Raw genomic sequence first — 22,064 nt, forward strand, 5'->3', positions numbered from 1 at the left:
GGGTAGAGGCATGCCTACGGATTTGTTAGGGCGCGAATATGAGACGTTCGTTGCCCCGGAGCCTTTGAAACAGCACGGCCCGGCCCGTGTCCTTGCTATGTGCAACCAGAAGGGCGGCGTGGGCAAGACCACATCATCCATCAACATCGCTGGAGCCCTGTGCCAGTATGGACGACGCGTTCTGATCGTGGACTTTGACCCCCAGGGCGCGGCTACCGTGGGTCTGGGCATCAACGCCAACAGCGTGGACAACACCATTTACACCGCCATGTTCGATTCGTCCCTGGATGTCCACAAGGTGGTCCGACACACTCGTTTTGACGGTCTGGACATTATCCCGGCCAATATCGATCTGTCGGCCGCTGAGATTCAGCTGGTCACGGAGGTCGGTCGAGAGCAGGCCCTGTCGGCCGCCATTCGGCCTCTGCGTCAGGAGTATGACGTCATCATCATCGATTGCCAGCCCTCGCTTGGACTGCTGACGGTCAATGCACTGACTGCTGCGGACGGGGTCATCATTCCCGTCGCGGCTGAGTTCTTCGCCTTGCGCGGTGTGGCCCTGCTCATGCAATCCATTGAGAAGGTCCGTAGCCGCATCAACCCCGACCTGCAGATCTATGGGGTGCTGGTCACCATGTACACCAAGACCCTGCATTCTGACGAGGTGCTTCAGCGTATCTATGAGGCCTTCAAGGACAAGGTCCTGCACTCCATCATCAGCCGGTCCATCAAGCTGCCCGACGCCACGGTGGCCGGCGAGCCCATCACCATGTTCGCCCCCGAGCATAAGACCGCCAAGGAGTATCGGGAGGTCGCCCGGGAGCTGATCGACCGCGGCATTGTGGCGTGAGGGGATCAACGGACGGCTTCGCTGTCGACCTGGATGTCTACCAGGGACCCTTCGATCTGCTGCTGGGCATGCTGGCCAACCGAAAGCTTTCCCTGACGGAGGTCTCGCTAGCCTCCATCACCGGGGAGTTCCTGGGCTATGTACGCACATTGGACTTCAGTCAGGGACTGGACCAGGCCAGCGCCTTCCTGGACGTGGCCTCGGTTCTGGTGGAGGCCAAGAGCGCCGCTCTGCTGCCTGTAGAGGACGAGTCCATGCGCGACCAGGCCTCAATGGACGCCCTCCGGGAGCGTGATCTGCTCTTCGCCAGACTCCTGCAGTACAGAGCCTTCAAGCAGGCAGGGCAGGACTTTCGGGCCAGGCTGGCCGCCAACTCCGGCCGCTACCCGCATCCCGGCCATCTGGAGCCTCAGCTGGCTCATCTGCTGCCTGATCTGGTCTGGACGCTGAAACCGGAGGACCTGGCCCTGCTCTGCGCTAATGCTCTGGTCAACGCTCCCGCCTCCCAGGTTCGTCTGGACCAGCTGCATGTGCCACTGGTAGATCTGAACAAGGAGGCCGACCAGGTTCGCCGGGCCCTCCTGGCGCAGCCAGGTCACCCGGTGGCCTTCGCCGATCTGGTCGCTTCCTCAAAGGGTCGAGCGCAGGTGGTGGCTAGATTTCTGGCCGTGCTGATCTTCTTCCGGCAGGAGCTGATCCAGTATTATCAGGATGGTCCCTATCAGCCGCTCTATCTACGCTGGGTAGGGCCGACCCGGAAGTCGGAAACGGCCTTGATCAGTGAGGGGGACTTCGCATGAGTCACTCATCGGCTCCTGACACCCGTCCCGAGTACGTGGACTTCGACGTGCAGGACTTTCCCGGTGGACTCTCTTCCTGCCTGGAGGCCATACTGGTTGCCACGGATCGGCCGCTGACTGCAGAGGACTTCTCCCGGGTGCTGGCCGTGGATGCTGACCAGGTCAGTGCCGCCTTGGAATCGCTGGCCGAGTTCTATAGCGATCGAGGATTTGAACTGCGTCGGACTGCCCGGGGCTGGCAGCTGACCAGCCGGGCCGCCTACCAGCCTGTCGTGGCAGCCTTCGTCAAGGATGGACAGACGGCTCGGCTCTCCCAGGCAGCCCTGGAGGCCCTGGCCATCGTGGCCTATCGCCAGCCCATGACCCGAGCCCAGGTGGGACAGATCCGCGGGGTCAACTCGGACGGGGTCATCCGGGCTCTGTTGGTGCGCGGCCTGGTCCGCGAGGAGGGCCTTGACGAGCAGACCCACGCCGCGCTGCTGGTCACCACCGACCTCTTCCTTGAGCGGATGGGCCTGCAATCCTTGGAGGACCTCCCATCCCTAGCCCCCTTCCTGCCCGATGAGGACTCGGCTCTGGCTGAGGCCCGCCAGGAGCTGTCCGACCAGCTTCAGTCCCCGGATCCGGCCCAGGGTTCGCCCAAGGGCGTGGAGCAGTGATCGTCTGTCATCCAAGGCGGTTACACTTGTCTCTGTTTGTCCAATTCCGGGACCGTGCCATCCGACAGAAGGACGGTAGCGGGCATGAGGAAGCATTCACGAGAATGAGGTTTTGATGGCGGTACGCGGCGATATACGAAATGTGGCGATTGTGGCACACGTTGATCACGGCAAAACCACTCTGGTCAATGCCATGCTGCAGCAGTCGCACGTCTTCTCGGAGCGGGAGGAGGTGCCCGACCGGGTCATGGATTCCAACGACCTGGAGAGGGAGAAGGGCATCACCATCCTGGCCAAGAACACCGCCGTCAAGTACACAGGTCCTCTGTCCGCCAAACTGGGCGAGCCCGATGGCATCACCATCAACGTGGTGGATACCCCGGGCCACGCTGACTTCGGCGGCGAGGTGGAGCGCGGCATCTCCATGGTCGACGGGGTGGTCCTGCTGGTGGATGCATCAGAGGGCCCCCTGCCCCAGACCCGATTTGTCCTGCGCAAGGCCCTTGAGGCCAAGCTGCCGGTCATTCTGGTCATCAACAAGACTGATCGGCCCGATGCCCGCATCTCCGAGGTGGTCTCAGAGTCCACCGATCTGCTTCTTGGCCTGGCCCAGGACGTGAGCGAGGAAGGAGTGGATCTGGACCTGGATTCCCTCTTGGATCTGCCAGTGATCTACTGCGCAGCCAAGGCTGGCAAGGCCTCTGTGAATCAGCCAGCTGATGGAGCCGTGCCTGACAACGACGATCTGGAGCCACTTTTCGAAGCCATTCTGAACAATATTCCCGCCCCGGTGTACGAGGAGGGTGCCCCCCTGCAGGCCCATGTGACCAACATCGACGCCTCCGACTATCTGGGGCGTCTGGGCCTAGTGCGCATCTACAACGGCACCCTGACCAAGGGCCGCCAGTACGGCCTGTCGCGCGTGGACGGGTCCATAGAGAACTTCAAGCTGACCGAGATTCTGCGGACCAAGGGCCTGCAGCGCTTCCCCGTGGATGAGGCAGGCCCTGGCGACATCGTGGCAGTAGCTGGCGTTGAGGACATCATGATCGGCGAGACCATCGTCGACCAGGACGATCCCCGCCCTCTGCCTTTGATCCATGTTGACGACCCGGCTGTCTCCATGACCTTCGGCACCAATGATTCGCCCCTGGCTGGCACTGAGGGCAAGGACCACAAGCTGACCGCTCGCATGCTCAAGGATCGCCTGGACCGCGAGCTGATCGGCAATGTCTCCATCAAGGTGCTGCCCACCGACCGGCCCGACGCTTGGGAGGTACAAGGTCGTGGCGAGCTGGCACTAGCCATCCTGGCCGAGCAGATGCGCCGTGAGGGATACGAACTGACTGTGGGCCGCCCCCAGGTGGTCACCAAGACCATTGACGGCAAGCTTCAGGAGCCCATGGAGTCCGACACCATCGACGTGCCCGAGGAATACATGGGCGCAGTCACCCAGCTCATGGCCGATCGCAAGGGCCGCATGGAGACCATGACCAACCATGGTTCCGGCTGGGTCAGGATGCAGTTCACGGTGCCTTCCCGTGGCCTTCTGGGCTTCCGCACTGCTCTGCTGACCGCCACCCGCGGCACCGGCATCTCCTCGTCGATCTCCGCCGGCTACGCTCCCTGGGCAGGCGACATCAAGACCCGGCAGAACGGATCCATGGTCTCCGATCGCTCGGGCAAGGCCAGCCCCTACGCCATGCAGAAGCTTCAGGCCCGGGGAGACTTCTTCGTCAAGCCCCAGTCGCCCGTCTACGAGGGGCAGATCGTGGGCATCAACAACAAACCCGGCGATTTGGACATCAACATCACCCTGGAGAAGCACATGACCAATATGCGTTCCTCCACAGCCGACGTGCTGGAGACCCTGACCCCGCCTATCGACATGAGCCTGGAGGAGTCTCTGGACTTCGCCAACGATGACGAGTGCGTGGAGGTGACCCCGGAGTCCATCCGTGTGCGCAAGATCATCCTGGACAGGGATGCCTGGTACAAGTGGAACGCCCGCCAGCGCAGGGCCAACAAGAAGTAATCTTCTCTCATCATCAGACTAGTCCGACCCGGCCGTCCCGCGGTGACCGGGTCGGACTAGTCTTGAACCCATGAAGAGACAGGTTTCGACATCCGAGGATCAGACCTCCTCCCATTCGATGAAGGAGGTCGGCAAGGCAAGCCCCTTCCGTTGCCTGCTGAGCCTGCCCATCGGTCTGGCGGTGGGCGTGCTGGGGACCCTGGTTCAGCGTTCCGGAGCCGCTCAGGGTCTGCCCTGGGGCATGATCCTGGCCTATCTGCTGGTGGCTCTGGCCTCCTGGTGGGTTCGTTGCGATAGCGGCACTATGGGGTTGGCCTTGCATCTGGTGGCCTCGACGGTCATCGTCTGGCTGCTCTCCATGCGGGGGCCGGGCGGCGATGTTCTCATGCCCTATGCCAATTTCCCCGCATTCTTTGCCAAGTATGCGGTCTTCCTCTGGATGGGTGGGCTGATCCTGATCCAGACCCTCGCCATCTGCCTGCCGGCCTCCTGGTTTGCGGACGGCCCTCTGCGTCGTGAAGGGCGATCAGCATGAGCCGGGATCCATCAGAAAGGTCTGGGACTCTACCTGACCGGATCCTTCTGCACTTCTTGGGTCCTAAGGGGACTTTCACCCATCAGGCCGCCCTTGAGGCCGCCAGTCTCGTGGAGACGAGGCTGGGCTGCAAGGCTGACTTGCGACCCTGCCCAGATGCGGCTTCCATCGTGGCCGCCGTGGAAGAGGGCCGAGGCTGGGGAGTGCTGGCCTGGGAAAACAACGTAGAGGGCCATGTGGTACCCAATATGGATGCTCTGATTGACGCTCAAGCGGCAGCGGGCTTCGGCATGGTCCGCCTGCCCATCGTTTTCGATGCCTTCGTCCGGGCCGACCATGGCCCCCTGCGCCAGGTCGGCGCCCACCCCCACGGACTGGCCCAGTGCAAGGGCTTCATCAAAGAGACCGGCCTCAATCCTGTGACGGCCAACTCCAACGCTGCGGCCTGCCGTGATCTGGGCCCTGATCAGGTGGCTCTGGGCCCACGCATCTGCGGGAGCCTTTACGGACTGAAGACCTACCGGCGGGAGGTGCAGGACTATCAGGGAGCCCGAACCGACTTCCTCCTGCTGGCTCCTCGGGATCAGGCCGCCTGGCTGGCGCGCCGCCTGGCGCCGGGCGGGGATTTCGAATCCATCGTCACCTTTATTCCCTTGAATACCGGGCCGGGCGTGCTGGCCGACCTGCTGGACCGCCTGCGCGATGCGGGCCTGAACATGACCTCATTCATGTCTCGTCCTATCAAGGGGCACGACGGGACCTACAGCTTCGTAGCCAGCATCGATGCCGCACCCTGGCAGAGGGGTCTGCATCAGGTGTTGGCCGACCTGCTGGACAGAGGGGACTGGCTGAAGACCCTAGCGGTCCATCCGCGCACACCGCATCCAGCCCCACCCATTCGCGAGTGGATGCTGCCCAGAGCAGGGGCCTTCCGGGGTGAGGACCCCGATTGCGAGACGATCAGCAAGGAGTTGTTATGGTAGATGGATCCGTGCCTTTCGTGCCCATGGACCTGTCCGGACCCGAGCACATGCACCCGATGGCGGGTATGGCCGCCTCGCCGGTGCTAACTTCGGCCCACAAGATCGCTGTGGCGGGACTGGGACTGATCGGCGGATCGTTGGCTCGTCGCCTGGCTGCCCGGGGTCGGTTCGTGATGGCATGGAACCATAACGACCGCCCCTACGAGCAGGCCCGCAGCCAGGGGATCCACTGCGTGGGCACTCTGGAGGAGCTGGCCAAGGGCAAGCCCGACGTACTGGTGCTGGCCACACCTCTGCGTGCTATGCCTGACGTGCTTCAGGCCCTGGCTCCTGTACTGACTCGGGGCACCACCCTGACCGATGTGGGCAGTGTCAAGGGTCCGGTCCGTCGTCAGGTTGAGCAGGCCGGTCTGGCCGATCGCTATGTAGGTGCCCATCCCATGGCAGGCAGCGAGGGTTCAGGCTATAAGGATTCGGACCCGGCTCTTTTGGAAGGCGCCCTCTGGGCCCTCTGCGTTGATGAGCACACGGATTACAGCCGCTTTTTGACTGTGGCTGACATGGTCACCCAGGGGCTGGGCAACCGCCTGATCGCCTTGGACGATGCCACTCATGACCGTGCTGCGGCACTGATCTCGCATATGCCCCATGTGGTGGCGACTGCCTTGGCCGACATGCTGGCGACATCGCCTGACCGCCGGGTGGCTTCGGCTCTGGCAGCCGGGTCCTGGCGGGACATGACCCGGGTAGCCCTGACCGACCCGGAGCGGACCCGGGCCATGGTGGAGGAGAACGCCGACCAGGTGGCTGACCTTTTGGATACCCTGGTCGAAAATCTGCAGGGCATGGCTTCTCTCCTGCGGGACCACGAGTCGGAAGCCGACGCAAATCGTCGGGACTTCTTCCTCCAGGCTGATCCCTTCCGGCGCTACAAGGCCGCCCTAGGTGATCAGGAACAGATTCCCTCCACCGACCTTGAACTGGACCCGCAGAAGGGCAATTGGCGGCAGGAGCTGCTTGAATCGGCCCTGCGGGGCGAGCAGGTATCGGCCTTCCTGACCACCAGTCGGGCCCGGGTGTTGCATCCTCCGATCATCGATTGAGATCCGGAGGGTCCGAGCGGGGCGAACGGCGTTCCGGGACCGGCTTCAGAGCCACCACGTCTTCCGCTTGGAGTTTCACGCGCTCTCCGGGACGTGAGCCATTGGCCGCTGGGTCCCTGTCCAAAATCAGCCGCTGTCCATCCCAGTCGACCACATGGCCCACGTAGTCTCGGAACTTGGGCCTTCCGTCTTCCGGGTCCGGCCCAAGGGCAATCCTGACCACCAGCCGCGCTCCGGCCGGTATGGTTGCTGGCAAGCGCATGGCTATCCACCTCCCGGGTCAGTATCGCCTGCGGCTTCGACGATGGCGAAAGGGCCTAGACTGTATTGCACATGTTGCGTGGATATGCAGCACAGCGAAGCGAAGGGAGAGCCCGCAGTGGATCAGGATCTGCAGGACTTTACCGACTATCTTTCCCGGGTGGCAGGCAAGAGTCCCAATACCGTGCGGTCCTACCGGGCCGATCTGGCGGGCTTCCTGCATCTGATGCACCTGCATGGCATCGATGACCCCTCGCAGATCGACCTGGCCACCATCAGGTCCTGGCTGGCCCACGAGGCATCGACCCACGCCCGCTCCACCATGGGCCGGAAGACTGCCGCACTGAGGTCCTTCTTCGGCTGGCTCAGCCGGCATGGCCGGATCAAGACCGATCCCACCCTGGCCCTGAGCAGTCCCAAGCAGTCCGAGCACCTTCCTCGGATTCTGACGCATGACCAGGCCAACACTCTGATGGATACGGTTGACCAGGATCCGGTCGAGCCCCGTGAGGACCAGGACGTTCAGGCGGCATTGCAGGTGCGTGACGCGGCCATGCTGGAGCTGCTTTACGCGACAGGCATGCGTGTGGCCGAGCTCTGCGGACTGGACTTGGAGGATGTGAACCGGCACAGCCGCACTGTAAAGGTCCTGGGCAAGGGGTCCAAGGAGCGCGTCCTGCCCTATGGCCTGCCCGCAGATCGTGCTCTGGACCGCTGGCTAGGGGAGGGGCGGCCGCTCCTGACGGGCGCAACAGTCAAGTCGGCCCGTAAACCAGGTCAGGCCCTCTTCCTGGGTCAGCAAGGCGGCAGAGTTGGCCAGAGGCAGGTCCGCAAGGTGGTTCATCAGGCAGCTAGTCAGGCCGGGGTGCCCGACATCGCCCCCCATGCTCTGCGTCACTCGGCCGCCACGCATATGCTGGATGGGGGAGCCGACCTGCGCGAAGTTCAGGAGATGCTGGGCCACTCCTCCCTGCGGACCACCCAGCGTTACACCCACGTTTCCATCGAGCAGCTGCGGGCCCGGTACAGACAGGCTTTTCCGAGAGCCTGAGACCGGCAAATGAGACGAGGCTTGCCTTGCGAAACATCTTCGTACCAGAATATGGCGTATTGTGGCTTACACGTCAGCCAGGGATCTTTGAGGTTCGGTCATCCTAGCGTCCCGGTTGCAGACGTGACGTTGACACTCAATGAATATATGGATTAAGGGAAAGGGAGCAGCGATGAAGAAGGGTTCACAGCTTACGCTCGTGTCCGCGGTCATCTGTGCCTTGGCGCTTTTGGCCAGCGGCTGCGGCAGCGGTTCGGACACCAAGGGCGCACAGCAATCGTCCAGCAGCCAGTCAGGCAATAACACCGTCGTTTCGATTCGTGGATGCGAGCCGGCCAAGCCGCTCATTCCCAGCAATACTGTGGAGAGCTGCGGCGGGCTGGTCGTGGATGCCATTAATGCCAAGCTGGTCTGGTTCGATGACCATGGCAAGGCCCACAATGATCTGGCCTCGGAAATCAAGGCCGATGATGACATGACCCAGTACAAGGTCACCTTGGTCGATGGGCGCAAGTTCTCGGACGGCACTCCCATCACAGCCAAGTCCTTTACGAGGGCCTGGTCCTGGGCGGCCAATGTGAACAACGGCCAGCTAGGCTCCAGCTTCTTCTCCAACATCAAGGGCTATGACGATCTGCAGAAGCAGGGCGTGTCTGCCGATGCCCAGCTGTCCGGGCTGAAAGTCGTGGATGACAAGACCTTCACCGTGGATCTGAGCTCGCCATCCTCCACCTTCCCCATCCAGGTGGGCTACACCTCCTTCGCGCCACTGCCCGACTCCTTCTACAAGGACACCAAGGCTTTCGGCGAGAACCCCGTCAGCTCGGGCCCTTATAAGCTCGATTCCTGGCAGCACAACACCATGGTCAAGCTCCGCAGGAACACCACCTACAAGGGTGATGTCAAGATCCAGAACGGTGGCGTCGACTACAAGATCTACACCGATGTCGGCTCGGCCTACGCCGATGTGCAGGCAGGCAATCTGGATGCAATCGATACCATCCCTACTTCGGCCCAGAAGACCTTCATGAAAGACAGTCTCGTCAAGGGCTACAACGAGCCAGGTTCCGTCCTGCAGATGTTCACCATCCCCACCACCATGGAGCACTTCGGCCAGGACGAGGAGGGCCACCTGCGCCGTCAGGCCATCTCCATGGCTCTGGATCGCAAGATGCTGATCGACAAGGTTCTGGGCGGTCTGGGCGTGCAACCCACTGACTTCACTGCACCGACCATCCCTGGTTACTCCAAGAACCTTAAGGGTTCTGATAACCTGAAGTACGATGCCAAGAAGGCCAAGGATGCCTGGGCCAAGGCCGATGCCATCAGCAAGTGGCCGGCTGACAAGAGCTTCCAGCTGGTCTACAACGCCGATGGGGGCGCCAAGGACTTCTATGACGGCATGGCCAACTCCATCAAGAACACGCTAGGGATCAATGCCGTGGCCACTCCTGTGCCCACCTTCAGCGAGTTCCGTGGCAACGTCAACAAGCGCGCCTACAAGGATGCGGCCTTCCGGTCGGCCTGGTCGCCCGACTACCCCTCGCCCGAGAGCTACCTGCTGAGCAACTTCGCCAGCTCGGCGGCCGATGGCAACGGGTCCAACGATGGCGATTACAAGAACCCCAAGTTCGACGACCTGCTGAAGCAGGCTGCCAAGGCTAAGAACACCGACGAGGCCAACAAGCTTTTCCAGCAGGCCGAGGAGATCCTCCTGCAGGATATGCCTGCGGTTCCGCTCTACTACTCCAACAACAAAGGTGCGTCAGCCAAGAATGTGCAGGGACTGGCCATTCGCTGGGACGGCCAAGCGAACCTTGCGGAGTTGTCCAAGAAGCAGTGATGATCGTGCCGGAAACGGCATAATCCGTCGTCACCGGCCCGGCCGAATCCGCAACAAAGCGGATTCGTGCCCGGGTCTTATGCACTGGCGGCGGATTTGGGAAATCAACCAAAGGAAAGAGCAGTATATATGAAGAAGCAATCGGCCCTGACCATTGCTGGCGCCGGAATGTGCGTCATGGCGCTCACGCTTGGCGCCTGCGGCGGATCCGGCGGATCCGATTCCTCTGCCAAGGGGACCAGCGACGGCAGCTCGGATGCCGTCATCTCGGTCTTCAACCCGGAGCCGGCCAATCCACTCATCCCCAGCATGACCAACGAGGTGGGCGGCGGCAACCCCATCGACGTCATGTTCTCCAAGCTGGTCCGCTTCGACGACAAGGGCAAGCCAGCCAACGAGATTGCCAAGCGGATCAAGGCCAACGACGACAACACCCAGTACACCGTGACCATCAACGACGGCTGGAAGTTCTCGGATGGCACCCCGGTAACCGCACAGTCCTTCACCAAGGCTTGGTCCTGGGCGTCAAGCATTGCCAACAAGCAGTTGGGCTCCAGCTTCTTCGCCAACATCAAGGGGTATGACGATCTGCAGAAGGAAGGCACCCCTAGCGATGCCCAGCTGTCCGGCCTCAAGGTCATCGACGACAAGACCTTCACCGTGGATCTGAGCTCGCCATCCTCCACCTTCCCCATCCAGGTGGGCTACACCGCCTTTGCGCCGCTGCCCGAGTCCTTCTACAAGGACACCAAGGCCTTTGGCGAGAAGCCGGTGACCGTGGGGCCCTACAAGTTCCAGTCTTGGGAGCACAACAAGGCCATAAAGGTCGTCAAGGACCCCGCTTACAAGGGCGGTATCAAGGTCAAGAACGGTGGTGTGGAGTTCCGCTCCTACACTGATGCCACCGCAGCCTACCGGGACGTGCAGGCCGGCAACCTGGATGTGCTGGACACCCTGCCTGCTTCTGCTCGCAAGACCTTCCAGGCCGACAACACGGTCCAGGCCATCAACGACCCGGGCTCGGTCATCCAGATGTTCACCATCCCGACCTATATGAAGCACTTCGGCCAGGATCAGGAGGGCAAGCTCCGTCGTCAGGCCATCTCCATGGCCATCGACCGGCCGACTATCATCAAGAAGGTGCTGTCCGGAACCGCCAAGGAGGTCCACGACTTCACGGCCCCCGTCATCCCCGGCTATTCAACCAGCATCAAGGGATCCGACGTGCTCAAGTATGACCCGTCCAAGGCCAAGGAGCTCTGGGCCGAGGCCAACAAGATCTCCCCTTGGGGCGAGGGCGACACCTTCAAGATCGCCTTCAACGCCGACGGCGCCCACAAGGAGATCTACGACGCCGTCACCAACTCCATCAAGAACGCCCTAGGCATCCAGGCTGCGGGCAATCCTCTGCCCACCTTCAGCGAATTCCGCTCCAACGTGCAGAACCGCAAGTTCACCGACTCGGCTTTCCGCTCAGGCTGGCAGCCTGACTACCCTTCGCCCGAGAGCTACCTGTCCAGCAACTTCGCCAGCTCGGCCGCCAACGGCAACGGGTCCAACGACGGCGACTACAAGAACCCCGAGTTCGACGACCTGATGGACAAGGCAGCCTCCGCCAAGAACATCGACGAGGCCAACAAGATCTACCAGCAGTCCGAGGAGCTGCTCTTCCGCGACCTGCCCGCAGTTCCGCTCTACTACCAGAACTCCAACGGCGTGGCTGCCAAGAACATCAAGGGATTCTCCTTCAATTGGAAGGGTGTCCCTGCCTACTACAACATCAGCAAGTGAAATGACGGGAGTCTGAATCCCGCACCTGAACACTGACACCGCCCGGGCCGGCGCGGAAGGATTCATTCCGTGCCGGCCTCGGTGTCTCTACACCTCTGTTGAGGTGTGCTGGTAGACTCAAACAAGAATTTTTGCGGCGACCCTGATCCTCATGCTGATCCCGGTCGCGGATAACAAAGGAGAATAGCCGATGGGAAAATATCTTCTGCGACGTATTCTGCAGATGATCCCCGTCGTTCTCGGCACGACACTGCTGATATACGCGCTGGTCTTCGCGCTTCCTGGCGACCCTGTGGCCGCCATGTTCGGGGACAAGGCGGTCAACCAGTCCGTTGCCGCACAGATACGCTCGGAATACAATCTCGACAAGCCCTTCATCGTGCAGTACGTGCTCTTCCTGAAGAACGCGCTGACCTTGAACTTCGGTAATACCTTCGCCGGCCAGCCTGTCATCAGCGTGATCGGCAGGGCCTTCCCGGTGACCATCAAGCTGGCCCTGATGGCCTTCGTGTTCGAAGGCGTCTTCGGCGTGGTCTTCGGCATTATCGGAGGCCTGACCAAGGGCAAGTGGTCGGACAGCATCATCCTGGTTTTCTCCCTGCTGCTGATTTCGGTGCCTACCTTTGTCACCGGCTTCATCCTGCAGTATCTGTTAGGCGTCAAATGGAACATACTGCCAGTCACAGTCTCACCCAATCCGGGCTTCATTGATCTGCTTATGCCAGCCGTTGTACTGGGGTCGGTATCCATGGCCTCGATCATCCGTCTGACCAGGACGGAGATCGCCTCAAACATCTCCGAGGATTATGTGCGCACGGCCCGCGCCAAGGGCATGAGCAACCGATCCGTCATCGTGCGGCATGTGCTGCGCAACTCCCTGATCCCTGTGGTTACTTATCTGGGCGCCGACATCGGCGGACTCATGGGCGGGGCCATGATCACCGAGCGCATCTTCAACATCCAGGGCGTAGGCAACACCCTTTACCAGGCCATTTATCGGGGCGAAGGCCCCCTGGTGGTCTCCATCGTGACTATTCTGGTCCTGATCTTCGTCATCACCAGCCTCCTGGTCGACCTGCTCTACGCAGTGCTCGATCCGCGAATCCGGTATGCGTGAGGGAGAGGGACCGACTATGAGTGAAACGGCAATGAACGAGTCAAGCGAACAGAACGAAAGCCAGGCCCGCGCATACTTCCCCGATCCCTTGCCGGGGCAGGAGCGGTTCGTGGCCCCTATCGACGAGACGCCCCTTCGCGAAGTGGACTCGGTGGATGAGGACGTGCCACCTGCCAGCATGTGGGCCGACGCCTGGAAGACCCTGAGGCGCAACCCGCTCTTCATCATCTCCGCAATCCTGGCGATCGTGGTCATCCTGGTGGCCCTTTTCCCCAACCTCTTCGCCAAGCAGGATCCCATGGCCTGCAACCTGTCCAACTCCGTGGAGCCGGGTCGGCCGGGACACCCCTTCGGCTTTGACCTGCAGGGCTGTGACATCTATAGCCGCGTCATCCACGGGGCCCGGACCTCGGTGGCCATCGGCATCATGACCACTATCCTGGTTACCGTCTTCGGCGGACTCATCGGCGCAATCGCTGGATTCTTCGGTGGCTGGGTCGACGCAGTGCTCAGCCGCATCACCGACATCTTCTTCGCCATCCCCATGATCCTGGGCGCCATCGTGCTCCTGCAGATGTTCCGTACCTCCACCTCACTGTGGAAGATCATCCTGACCCTGACCCTCTTCGGCTGGGTCAACATGGCGCGTATCACCCGAAGCGCCGTCCTGGAGGCCAAAAATCTGGAATTTAATACTGCATCCACGGCCCTGGGCTCCACGCCTCTGCGCAACCTCTTCCGGCATATCCTGCCCAACTCCCTGGCCCCGGTCATCGTCATGGCCACTATGTCGCTGGGCACCTACATCGTCTCTGAGGCCACGCTGAGCTTCCTGGGCATCGGCCTGCCCTCCACCGTGGTCTCCTGGGGCGGGGACATCTCGACGGCCCAGACCCTCCTGAACACCAATCCCTCGGTCCTCTTCTATCCCTCCGCAGCCCTGGCCATCACCGTGCTGGCCTTCATCATGATGGGCGACGCGGTCAAGGATGCATTGGATCCCAAGAGCAGAACGGCCTGAGCGGAGGAAGCATGACTGAAGCAGACAAGAACATGACCACCAATCAGGAGCAGCAGCCTCTGCTCGACGTACGGGACCTCCAGGTGGACTTCACCGCCGACGGGCGCACCGTCCACGCGGTTCGCGACGCCTCCTTCAACGTCTATCCCGGCCAGTGGGTGGCCATCGTGGGGGAGTCCGGCTCGGGCAAGTCCACATCAGCCATGGCTGTGCTGGGGCTTCTGCCCGGCACCGGCAAGGTGACCGGCGGCAGCATCCGGCTCAAGGGCCGCGAGCTGGTGGGCCTGAACCACAAGGGCTACGAGGCGCTGCGCGGTTCCCAGGTGGGCCTGGTCCCGCAGGACCCCATGAGCAATCTGAACCCAGTCTGGCGGATCGGTTCCCAGGTCAAGGAGGCGCTGACCGCCAACCATATGGATGTCTCCAAAGAGAAGCGTTCCCGGCTGGCCAAGGCCCTGGCTGGTGACGAAGAGGTGACGGTAAAGAAGTCCGACGACGAGCTCTTCATCTCCTCCAAGGATCTGTCTGGCCTGCTCGAGGCTGCCCGTAAGGCCCTGAGCGATGCCGGGGTCGCCGACGTGGACAAGACCATGGAGGCCATGAAGGCCGAGTGGGATGTGGGCTCGGAGACTCGCTGGGGCGTAGCCAAGTCCCTGATTGACGCCGGCGTGGATGACGACAAGGCCTGGACGCTGGCCAAAGAGCACGTGACCGGCTCGGACATGAACGACCGGATTGCCGGCCTGCTATCCGAAGCCGGATTGCCTGAGGCCGCAACCAGGGCCCGGCAGTATCCGCATGAGTTCTCCGGCGGTATGCGTCAGCGCGCCCTGATCGCTATCGGTTTGGCATCCCGTCCTGACCTGCTGATTGCGGACGAGCCCACCAGCGCCCTGGATGTAACTGTCCAGAAGCGGATTCTGGATCACCTGCGCGGCTTGACCGAATCTCTGGGCACTGCTGTGCTTTTCATCACCCACGATCTGGGTCTGGCCGCTGAACGAGCCCAGCACATCGTGGTTATGTACCGAGGCCAGGTAGTGGAGTCCGGACCCAGTCTGGAGGTCCTGCAGCACCCCCAGCACCCCTACACCAAGCGGCTGGTCCAGGCTGCGCCCTCGCTGGCCTCCCAGCGCATCATCTCCGCCAAGCAGCGCGGCCAGGATGCCGAGGGCCTGATGGAACACCAAGTCAAGGGCGAGAGCACCCTGGAGCGCAGCGAGCACGTCATCACCGTGGAGCACCTGACCCGCGAGTTCAGGCTGCCCCGTCGCAAGGAAATGTTCAAGGCCGTGGACGACGTCTCCTTCTCGGTCAAGCGGGGGACCACCCTGGCCATTGTGGGGGAGTCCGGCTCAGGCAAGTCCACCGTGGCCAACATGGTCCTGCACCTGCTCAAGCCCACCTCGGGCCGAGTGACCTACGAGGGCCAGGACATCGCCGGCTTCGGCAGCCATCAGCTCATGGAGTTCCGTCGGCACGTGCAGCCGGTCTTCCAGAACCCCTACGGCTCCCTGGACCCTATGTACTCCATCTACCGCTCCATCGAGGAGCCTTTGCGCATCCACAAGATCGGCAACGCCAAGTCCCGGCAGCAGCGAGTCAAGGAGCTGTTGGACATGGTGGAGATGCCCGAGTCGGTCATGGGGCGCTACCCCAACGAGCTCTCCGGCGGTCAGCGTCAGCGCATCGCCATCGCACGGGCCATGGCCCTGAATCCGGATGTGATCATCTGTGACGAGGCTGTCTCCGCTCTGGATGTGCTGGTCCAGGACCAGGTGCTGCGGCTGCTCAATGACCTGCAGGCTGAGCAAGGTCTGAGCTATCTGTTCATCACCCACGATCTGGCTGTGGTCAGGCAGATCGCCGACGAGGTGGTGGTCATGCAGCACGGTCGGCTGGTGGAGCACGCTACCACCGACGAGGTCTTCGATCACCCGCAGCGTCAGTACACCAAGGATCTGCTGGACGCCATCCCCGGCGGCCGGCTGCGCCTGGGTCTGGACTAGGTATCCTTTGCACAGGCTCACAAGGAAATGAGGCATCATGGGATTGTTCGGTTTCGGCAGGAAACACGCCAAGCAGCAGACCGAGGGGGATGTTGAGGATCAAGAGGACCAGTCCAAAGGGCTCCACGAGTCCGAGAGCACTGAGGAATCCGCTGCAGAATCCGACCAGACTCTCCAGGCGGACCGCGACGAGTCGGCTGCGGAGCAGGATGAAGCCGAACAGAGCGGGAAGGGACCCTGGGACAGCATGGACCCCCAAGCCCCCGACACCGATGAGTATCTGGACATCGGCGCTCTGATGCTGCCCTTCCTGCAGGGCAGCGAGCTAAGGCTCAAGGCCAACTCGCAGACAGGCGACGTGCTGGGAGCCACCATCACCTATGGGTCCTCCAGCCTGGAACTGGAGCCCTTCGCGGCCCCCAAGTCGCTAGGCTTGTGGGACGAGGTCCGGGCTGACCTGCTGAAGGCCAATTCCGCCTGCAAGGAGGTGGACGGCGTCTTCGGCAAGGAGCTTACCCTGCCTGTCAAAGTCAAGGGCAGGAACCTGCTGACCCGGGTGGTGGGCATCGACGGACCCCGCTGGATGCTGCGAGGCATCTTCTCCGGCCCGGCGGCCAAGGGCGGCAAGGAGAAGGATGTGCTCGACGGCTACCTGGCCGACCTGGTAGTGAGCCGTGGCGATGAGCCTCTGGCCCCACGTGACCTGGTTCCCATGCACGCGCCTCTTACCCCCAATCAGCGTCGCGGACAGGACGAAGACCAGGTGTCCAAGGACAAGCAAGCTGCTAAGATTCCCGATAGGCCGGAGGGCCCCTTCGATTCGGATCAGCAGACCGAGGTGAAGACCACACTGTCGCGCGGACCCATGTTCTCGGAGATCCGCTAAGGCTGTGAAGCAGAAGCATTCCGGGCTGGCGGCGCTGGCCGACGATGATTTTTCCGTCATGGAGGCCATCGGCGGATGGCGTGGCATCGTCGAATCTTTGCTGCCAGGACTGGTATTTCTGGTTTTCTTCCTGGTGACCGGCCGTCTGGGCCTGACTGTGGCGGTTTCGGCGGCCCTGGCCCTGGCGCAGCTTTTAATTCGTCTGGTCCAGCGGCAGTCCTTCCTAGGGGCGCTGACCGGTCTGCTTTCGGTGGGCATCTGCCTGGTGGCTGCATGGCTGACCCGGGATGCTCGCAACTATTATCTGCCCGGATTTCTGACCAACGGATTCTGGATTATTGTTCTTGGGGCCTCGCTGTTGGCGCGGATGCCCGGCATAGGCTTGCTGGTGGAGTATCTGCGCCGACCTGTCGCGTCAGGCTGGAGACAATGGCTGGCTTCCTGGCGCAGTGAACCGGATCTGGTCCAGGCCTATACTCAGACCACCCTTGTCTGGATCGCCATCTTTGCGTTGCGCCTGCTGGTTCAGGTGCCGCTCTACCTGGCTGGTTTCGTCGGGTTTCTCGGCGCCGCACGCCTGATTCTGGGACTGCCCCTGTTTGCTCTGGGCATCTGGATCAGCTGGCTGCTGATCGGCGGCCCCTACCATCGTCGCCAGGCTGATCAGAAGGTCCACGTCGATCATGACTGAGACCAAGGTTCGTCTGCGTATTGAACGTTATGCCGACCAGGGCCGTTGCGTGAGCCACCTGGAGGATGGTCGAGTGGTCTTCGTCCGCTTCGCCCTTCCCGGGGAGCTGGTGGATGTCCTACTGGATGAGCCTCACGACCGGACCAGCAGATTCGCCACGGGCGAGGTCACCAAGGTGCTGGAGGCCAGCCCTGACCGCCGTGAACTCGTCTGGCCCCTGGCTGGCCCGCTTGCCTGGGGAGGAGGCTTGGGCGGCGCCGATCTGATTCATGTGAGTCTGCCCGGTCAGCTTACCTGGAAGGCTGATCTGATTGGTCAGCAGATGGCCCGCCTGGGCGGGGTGGACATCCAGGTGCCGGTAGCCCGGGTTCCAGGTGATGAGGAGCTGGGCGGTCTGCACTGGAGGACCAGAATCGAGCTGGTGGCCGACGACCAAGGCCGTCCCTCCATGCGTCGGCGTGGATCGCATGACCGTCTGCCGATTCTGACCATGCCCCTGGCTACTCAGGAGCTGCTGGATCTGGCTGACGAACTGGGCATCTGGGAGGGCGGTCTGCCCGCGGGAGCCCGCATTCGCCTGGCCGTACCCCAGCCGCGGGATGGGGGACCGGTCGGCGGCAACTTCGCCCTGCTGGTGGATGGCCATCTGAGCCAGGGGAGTCGCCGGCTGACAGAGCGTCTGGAGGCCGGGGCAGGACCTGAGTACCAGGTTCGGGCTGACGGATTTTGGCAGATCCACCGTAAGGCACCAGTCGTGCTGACCAAGGCGGTCATGGACCAGGCCAGGCTGGCCCTGGATGGGGTGACCGAACCGGTCATCTGGGACCTCTACTGCGGATCAGGGCTCTTCACCCTGCCCCTGGCTGCTCTGGCTGACGGACGGACCCGGCTGCTGGCTGTGGAGGGGTCCGCCGGAGCCATTGCCACTGCAAAAAACAACGTAAAGCGTGCCGGACTGGACCGGGTGGTCCTGCGTCGAGGGGACGTGGCCAAGGTTCTGGCCGGCGATGTTCCCAAGGGGCTGGGCCATCCCGATCTGATCCTGCTGGATCCGCCCAGGGCCGGCGCCAAAGCTGCGGTTTGCCGACTGCTGGCCGCCAGCGGGGCCGGGACCATCATCTATGTGGCCTGCGATCCGACCAGCTTGGCCAGGGATACAGCCACCCTGATCTCTCTGGGCTACAGCCCAAAGCACCTTGAGGCCTTCGATATCTACCCGATGACCCACCATGTGGAGACCGTGGCAGTTTTCACCTGCAATGCGGGAAGACAGCACTGACATGAGCCGCCCAGGACGGGTCTTGACGGTGTACAGGCGGCTGGCGTGTCTGCTGCTGACGGTCGCTCTGCTGGCAGGCATGCCCATGCTGACTGGCTGCGCTCCCAAGGACAGGGCCGTGGGCGACTCCTGGCATGAGGGTACAGTGCCCCATGACGGTGTGGATCGGTCTGATACTTTGGTGGCTTTGATTGGCTGTCCGAAGAAGGGTGACAAGGACCCAGACGCCGGTCTTGACAGTCGCATCCTGTCATCGTTGCAGGCGGAGCGCATGAAGGGCTATTTTTCCTCAGCTCAGTCCACCAGCGATCAGCAGGATGGCGTGCAGGATGCCATCAACCGCGGGGCCAGCCTGATTCTGATACGCCAACCTGGAGCCGGCGACTGGACCCCCGCCCTTAAAGCGGCGCGGAAGGCGGGCATCCCTGTGGTGGAGTTCGCTCAAAGCGGCAAGGCTTGGACTCCTGACCCGGGTAGGCTTTACTATGCGGCCACGGTCCACCCGGTGGATCCTGCAGGAAATCCGCACGCGCCCTTGCTGGCCGACGCCCTGCAGACCATTGTGGACGACGGACCGCATGCCAGGATCATGGCCGTGCGCTTCAGCGCCGACCGAGAGGGGACCGAGGATGAGCACAGGCAGTGAGCAAGAATCGACAGTGGGCACAGGCTTTCCGAACACTGACCGGCCGGGGCTGAGCTCACAGGAGGCGGAGCAGCTGAAGGCCCGGGGCCTGGTCAACGTCTCCCAGGACCAAACCTCCCGCAGCCTAGGCCAAATCATCCGCGACAACGTCTTCACCCTTTTCAACGGGATCATTCTGACCGCCATGGTGGTGGTCCTGCTGACTGGCCAGTGGAAGGACGCGGTCTTCGGCTTGATCATCATCATCAACACCGGCATCGGCGTGGCCACCGAGCTCAAGGCCAAGCACACCCTGGATGGGCTGTCCATCCTGGTGGCTTCCGACTACACGGTACGCAGGGATGGGCGCAACCTGACCGTGCCCCACGATGCCATCGTCAAGGGGGACCTGCTCTGGATCCGCTCTGGGGACCAGGTGCCCGCTGATGCGCAGATCATCGATACCTACGGCCTGGAGCTGGACGAATCCATGCTGACCGGCGAGTCGCGCACGGTCAGACACAAGCCGGGGGATCAGGTCTATTCGGGATCCACAGCCGTCTCGGGCATGGCTCTGGCCCAGGTGACCGCCGTGGGGGCTGACTCCTATGCCGCCACGCTGACAGCCAAGGCCAAGGTCTACAAGAAGGTCCACTCCGACCTGAACGAGGGCATCAACACCATCCTCAAGGTCATGACCGTGGTGGTCATTCCCCTCTGTCTGCTGCTCATCTTCACTCAGATGCGGACCGTAGGCGGCTTTCAGACGGCGCTGACCACTGGGGCCTGGCGGCAGGCCGTGGTGTCTGCCGTGGCCGGGGTCGTGGGCATGATTCCCGAGGGTCTGGTCCTGCTGACCTCCCTGAACTTCGCCCTGGCTGCTATCCGCCTGGCCCGGCACCAGACCCTGGTCCAGCAGATGGAGTCAGTGGAGACCCTGGCCCGGGTGGATGCCTTGAATCTGGACAAGACCGGCACCATCACGGACGGGGGCATCGTCTACGACGGCCTGCATCCGCTGGCCGAAGACCTGCCGGCTCAGCAGCTGCGGCAGGCCCTGGTGGATGTCTGCGCGGAGGAGAGCCCCAACGCCACCGGCCGTGCCATCCTCAAGGGGATGGATGATCTGCGCCCGGGCAGGGCCGTCAGCCGTCTACCTTTCTCGTCTGCCCGTAAATGGAGCGCTGTGGCCGACCAGTCCGGGCGAATCTGGTACTTCGGCGCCCCGGAGGTACTCCTGGCATCCCAAGTAGGCAGATGGCCTAAGGTGGACAAGCAGGTGGCTGACCTGGCCGATCGTGGCTACCGTGTGCTGATGCTGACGGCCCCCAATGGGTATCCGAGCACCGACCAGCCTGACTACTTCACCAGCAGCCCCGAACTGCCTGGGAGTCTGAAGCCTCTGGCGCTGATCACCTGTTCAGAGCACATTCGCGACGACGCTGCCGAGACTCTGGCCTGGTTCCGCCAACAGGGCGTGCGCTGCCGGGTCATCTCAGGCGACAATCCGGCTACTGTGGCGGCCATCGCCAACAAGGTGGGCCTGACCGGCGACCGGGCGCCTCGGGCCATGGATGCCCGTCAGCTGCCCGAGGACACGGCGGCCCTGGCCGAGGTCCTGGAGAACGTCGACGTGTTGGGCCGGGTCCTGCCCGACCAGAAGAAGGCCATCGTTCAGGCCCTGCATCTGAAGGGCCACACGGTGGCTATGACCGGCGACGGAGTCAATGACTCCCTGGCCCTGAAGGAGGCGGATCTGGGCATCGCCATGGGCAATGCGGCAGCCGCCACCAAGGCCGTGGCCCAGCTGGTCCTAGTGGATTCGCGCTTCTCGCACCTGCCAGACGTTGTGGCCCGGGGTCGGCAGGTCATGGCCAACATGGAGCGGGTGGCCGGCCTCTTCCTGGTCAAGACCGTCTACTCGGCCCTGATCTCCCTAGGGGTGGTCCTGACCGGCATCCCCTTCCCCTACCTGCCCCGGCACATCACCTACATCGGTGCTTTGACCATAGGAACGCCGGCCTTCTTCCTGGCGTTGGCCCCCAACACCAGGCGCTACCGGCCCGGCTTCCTGCGGCGGGTGGTCACCTTCGCCCTGCCCTCGGGCATCGCCACAGCCCTGATCGTGCTGGCGGCGGCCTGGAGCTTGCCCGGCCTGCTTGGCATGGATCTGGCCCGGCCTGGCGATCTGGAGCGCTGGCGGTCGGTCTGCGCCATCGTTCTCTTCTGCATGGGCGTGCTGGTCCTGACCCAGGTGGCCCGGCCCCTGCGTTCCTGGAGGGGCCTGCTGGTCCTCTTCTTTGCTGCAGCCGGGGTGATCGGAGCCCTGATCCCTATAGTGGCGCGGTTCTTCGCCATAAGCCGGCCCACAGGTCCGGCCCTGGCCGCCACCGCGGCCTTCGCCCTAGTGGGAGCTGTGCTCATGGTCCTGGCGGTTCTGGGTTATCCGGCATGTGCACGTTACATCCGTCAGGTAACACATAGGCGCTAAGAATGAACCGCAAAAGCACAGATAAGCGTCGCTG

Annotated in this window: 19 protein-coding genes; 18 read left to right on the forward strand and 1 reads right to left on the reverse strand. The window is 62.6% G+C overall.

What is annotated here, in order from left to right; translation table 11 throughout:
- Positions 1-10 precede the first annotated feature (10 nt).
- The 7 genes from ACUIAD_RS05460 (at position 11) to ACUIAD_RS05490 (ending at position 6,965) form a co-directional block, all read left to right on the forward strand.
- The gene (locus ACUIAD_RS05460) at positions 11-850 is read left to right on the forward strand and encodes a ParA family protein (RefSeq protein WP_110451911.1); all 840 of its coding nucleotides are present in this window, start codon (positions 11-13) and stop codon (positions 848-850) included.
- Entirely contained in the window at positions 847-1,650 is an 804-nt protein-coding gene (locus ACUIAD_RS05465) for a segregation and condensation protein A (RefSeq protein WP_445343004.1), read from the forward strand. Before ACUIAD_RS05460 ends, ACUIAD_RS05465 begins: the two co-directional genes overlap by 4 nt.
- Positions 1,647-2,309 (forward strand): SMC-Scp complex subunit ScpB, encoded by a 663-nt coding sequence (gene scpB / locus ACUIAD_RS05470; protein WP_445343005.1) that lies wholly within the window; start codon positions 1,647-1,649, stop codon positions 2,307-2,309. The genes ACUIAD_RS05465 and scpB overlap by 4 nt, the downstream gene beginning before the upstream one ends.
- A gap of 115 nt (positions 2,310-2,424) precedes the next feature.
- A complete protein-coding gene (gene typA / locus ACUIAD_RS05475; protein WP_110451914.1) occupies positions 2,425-4,344 on the forward strand; it encodes a translational GTPase TypA in 1,920 nt (639 codons plus the stop codon).
- Positions 4,345-4,414: 70 nt separating this feature from the next.
- Complete coding sequence (locus ACUIAD_RS05480) at positions 4,415-4,879, forward strand: alcohol dehydrogenase (RefSeq protein ID WP_445343006.1); 465 nt, start codon at positions 4,415-4,417, stop codon at positions 4,877-4,879.
- Entirely contained in the window at positions 4,876-5,862 is a 987-nt protein-coding gene (locus tag ACUIAD_RS05485; protein WP_445343007.1) for a prephenate dehydratase domain-containing protein, read from the forward strand. Before ACUIAD_RS05480 ends, ACUIAD_RS05485 begins: the two co-directional genes overlap by 4 nt.
- Before the next feature lie 65 nt (positions 5,863-5,927).
- Entirely contained in the window at positions 5,928-6,965 is a 1,038-nt protein-coding gene (locus ACUIAD_RS05490) for a prephenate dehydrogenase (RefSeq protein WP_445343807.1), read from the forward strand.
- Here ACUIAD_RS05490 and ACUIAD_RS05495 read toward each other — a convergent pair.
- Positions 6,955-7,227 (reverse strand): DUF6725 family protein, encoded by a 273-nt coding sequence (locus ACUIAD_RS05495; RefSeq protein WP_445343008.1) that lies wholly within the window; start codon positions 7,225-7,227, stop codon positions 6,955-6,957. The genes ACUIAD_RS05490 and ACUIAD_RS05495 overlap by 11 nt on opposite strands.
- Positions 7,228-7,311: 84 nt before the next feature.
- Between ACUIAD_RS05495 and ACUIAD_RS05500 the strand changes: the two genes are divergently transcribed.
- From ACUIAD_RS05500 to ACUIAD_RS05550, 11 genes are all read left to right on the forward strand, one after another.
- A complete protein-coding gene (locus ACUIAD_RS05500) occupies positions 7,312-8,277 on the forward strand; it encodes a tyrosine recombinase XerC (protein WP_445343009.1) in 966 nt (321 codons plus the stop codon).
- A gap of 172 nt (positions 8,278-8,449) precedes the next feature.
- A complete protein-coding gene (locus tag ACUIAD_RS05505) occupies positions 8,450-10,120 on the forward strand; it encodes a peptide ABC transporter substrate-binding protein (protein ID WP_110451919.1) in 1,671 nt (556 codons plus the stop codon).
- Positions 10,121-10,249: 129 nt separating this feature from the next.
- The gene (locus ACUIAD_RS05510; RefSeq protein ID WP_445343010.1) at positions 10,250-11,911 is read left to right on the forward strand and encodes a peptide ABC transporter substrate-binding protein; all 1,662 of its coding nucleotides are present in this window, start codon (positions 10,250-10,252) and stop codon (positions 11,909-11,911) included.
- Between the two features lie 190 nt (positions 11,912-12,101).
- A complete protein-coding gene (locus ACUIAD_RS05515; RefSeq protein WP_445343011.1) occupies positions 12,102-13,028 on the forward strand; it encodes an ABC transporter permease in 927 nt (308 codons plus the stop codon).
- Positions 13,029-13,059: 31 nt separating this feature from the next.
- Positions 13,060-14,049 carry an ABC transporter permease gene (locus tag ACUIAD_RS05520; RefSeq protein ID WP_445343808.1) on the forward strand — a complete coding sequence of 330 codons (990 nt, stop codon included), beginning with the start codon at positions 13,060-13,062 and terminating at the stop codon, positions 14,047-14,049.
- A gap of 11 nt (positions 14,050-14,060) precedes the next feature.
- Complete coding sequence (locus ACUIAD_RS05525; RefSeq protein WP_445343012.1) at positions 14,061-16,058, forward strand: dipeptide ABC transporter ATP-binding protein; 1,998 nt, start codon at positions 14,061-14,063, stop codon at positions 16,056-16,058.
- Positions 16,059-16,095: 37 nt separating this feature from the next.
- Positions 16,096-16,944, forward strand: coding sequence for a DUF3710 domain-containing protein (locus tag ACUIAD_RS05530; protein WP_445343013.1), 849 nt, complete (start codon positions 16,096-16,098; stop codon positions 16,942-16,944).
- 4 nt (positions 16,945-16,948) lie between these two features.
- Positions 16,949-17,635: a DUF3159 domain-containing protein gene (locus ACUIAD_RS05535; protein WP_445343014.1), complete on the forward strand. Its 687-nt coding sequence runs from the start codon at positions 16,949-16,951 to the stop codon at positions 17,633-17,635.
- Positions 17,628-18,914, forward strand: coding sequence for a class I SAM-dependent RNA methyltransferase (locus ACUIAD_RS05540; RefSeq protein ID WP_445343015.1), 1,287 nt, complete (start codon positions 17,628-17,630; stop codon positions 18,912-18,914). Before ACUIAD_RS05535 ends, ACUIAD_RS05540 begins: the two co-directional genes overlap by 8 nt.
- A 28-nt stretch (positions 18,915-18,942) precedes the next feature.
- The gene (locus ACUIAD_RS05545) at positions 18,943-19,560 is read left to right on the forward strand and encodes a substrate-binding domain-containing protein (protein WP_445343809.1); all 618 of its coding nucleotides are present in this window, start codon (positions 18,943-18,945) and stop codon (positions 19,558-19,560) included.
- On the forward strand, positions 19,544-22,030 hold the full coding sequence (locus tag ACUIAD_RS05550) for an HAD-IC family P-type ATPase (RefSeq protein ID WP_445343016.1): 2,487 nt from the start codon (positions 19,544-19,546) through the stop codon (positions 22,028-22,030). Before ACUIAD_RS05545 ends, ACUIAD_RS05550 begins: the two co-directional genes overlap by 17 nt.
- Positions 22,031-22,064: the final 34 nt, after the last annotated feature.

The sequence above is a fragment of the Bifidobacterium sp. ESL0819 genome (assembly GCF_052606245.1).

Coding starts and splice junctions, on each gene's coding strand:
- ACUIAD_RS05460 (WP_110451911.1), top strand. CDS start 11: ATGCCTACGGATTTGTTAGGGCGCGAATATGAGACGTTCGTTGCCCCG.
- scpB (WP_445343005.1), top strand. CDS start 1,647: ATGAGTCACTCATCGGCTCCTGACACCCGTCCCGAGTACGTGGACTTC.
- typA (WP_110451914.1), top strand. CDS start 2,425: ATGGCGGTACGCGGCGATATACGAAATGTGGCGATTGTGGCACACGTT.
- ACUIAD_RS05480 (WP_445343006.1), top strand. CDS start 4,415: ATGAAGAGACAGGTTTCGACATCCGAGGATCAGACCTCCTCCCATTCG.
- ACUIAD_RS05485 (WP_445343007.1), top strand. CDS start 4,876: ATGAGCCGGGATCCATCAGAAAGGTCTGGGACTCTACCTGACCGGATC.
- ACUIAD_RS05490 (WP_445343807.1), top strand. CDS start 5,928: ATGGCCGCCTCGCCGGTGCTAACTTCGGCCCACAAGATCGCTGTGGCG.
- ACUIAD_RS05495 (WP_445343008.1), bottom strand. CDS start 7,227: ATGCGCTTGCCAGCAACCATACCGGCCGGAGCGCGGCTGGTGGTCAGG.
- ACUIAD_RS05500 (WP_445343009.1), top strand. CDS start 7,312: ATGCAGCACAGCGAAGCGAAGGGAGAGCCCGCAGTGGATCAGGATCTG.
- ACUIAD_RS05505 (WP_110451919.1), top strand. CDS start 8,450: ATGAAGAAGGGTTCACAGCTTACGCTCGTGTCCGCGGTCATCTGTGCC.
- ACUIAD_RS05510 (WP_445343010.1), top strand. CDS start 10,250: ATGAAGAAGCAATCGGCCCTGACCATTGCTGGCGCCGGAATGTGCGTC.
- ACUIAD_RS05515 (WP_445343011.1), top strand. CDS start 12,102: ATGGGAAAATATCTTCTGCGACGTATTCTGCAGATGATCCCCGTCGTT.
- ACUIAD_RS05520 (WP_445343808.1), top strand. CDS start 13,060: ATGAACGAGTCAAGCGAACAGAACGAAAGCCAGGCCCGCGCATACTTC.
- ACUIAD_RS05525 (WP_445343012.1), top strand. CDS start 14,061: ATGACTGAAGCAGACAAGAACATGACCACCAATCAGGAGCAGCAGCCT.
- ACUIAD_RS05530 (WP_445343013.1), top strand. CDS start 16,096: ATGGGATTGTTCGGTTTCGGCAGGAAACACGCCAAGCAGCAGACCGAG.
- ACUIAD_RS05540 (WP_445343015.1), top strand. CDS start 17,628: ATGACTGAGACCAAGGTTCGTCTGCGTATTGAACGTTATGCCGACCAG.
- ACUIAD_RS05550 (WP_445343016.1), top strand. CDS start 19,544: ATGAGCACAGGCAGTGAGCAAGAATCGACAGTGGGCACAGGCTTTCCG.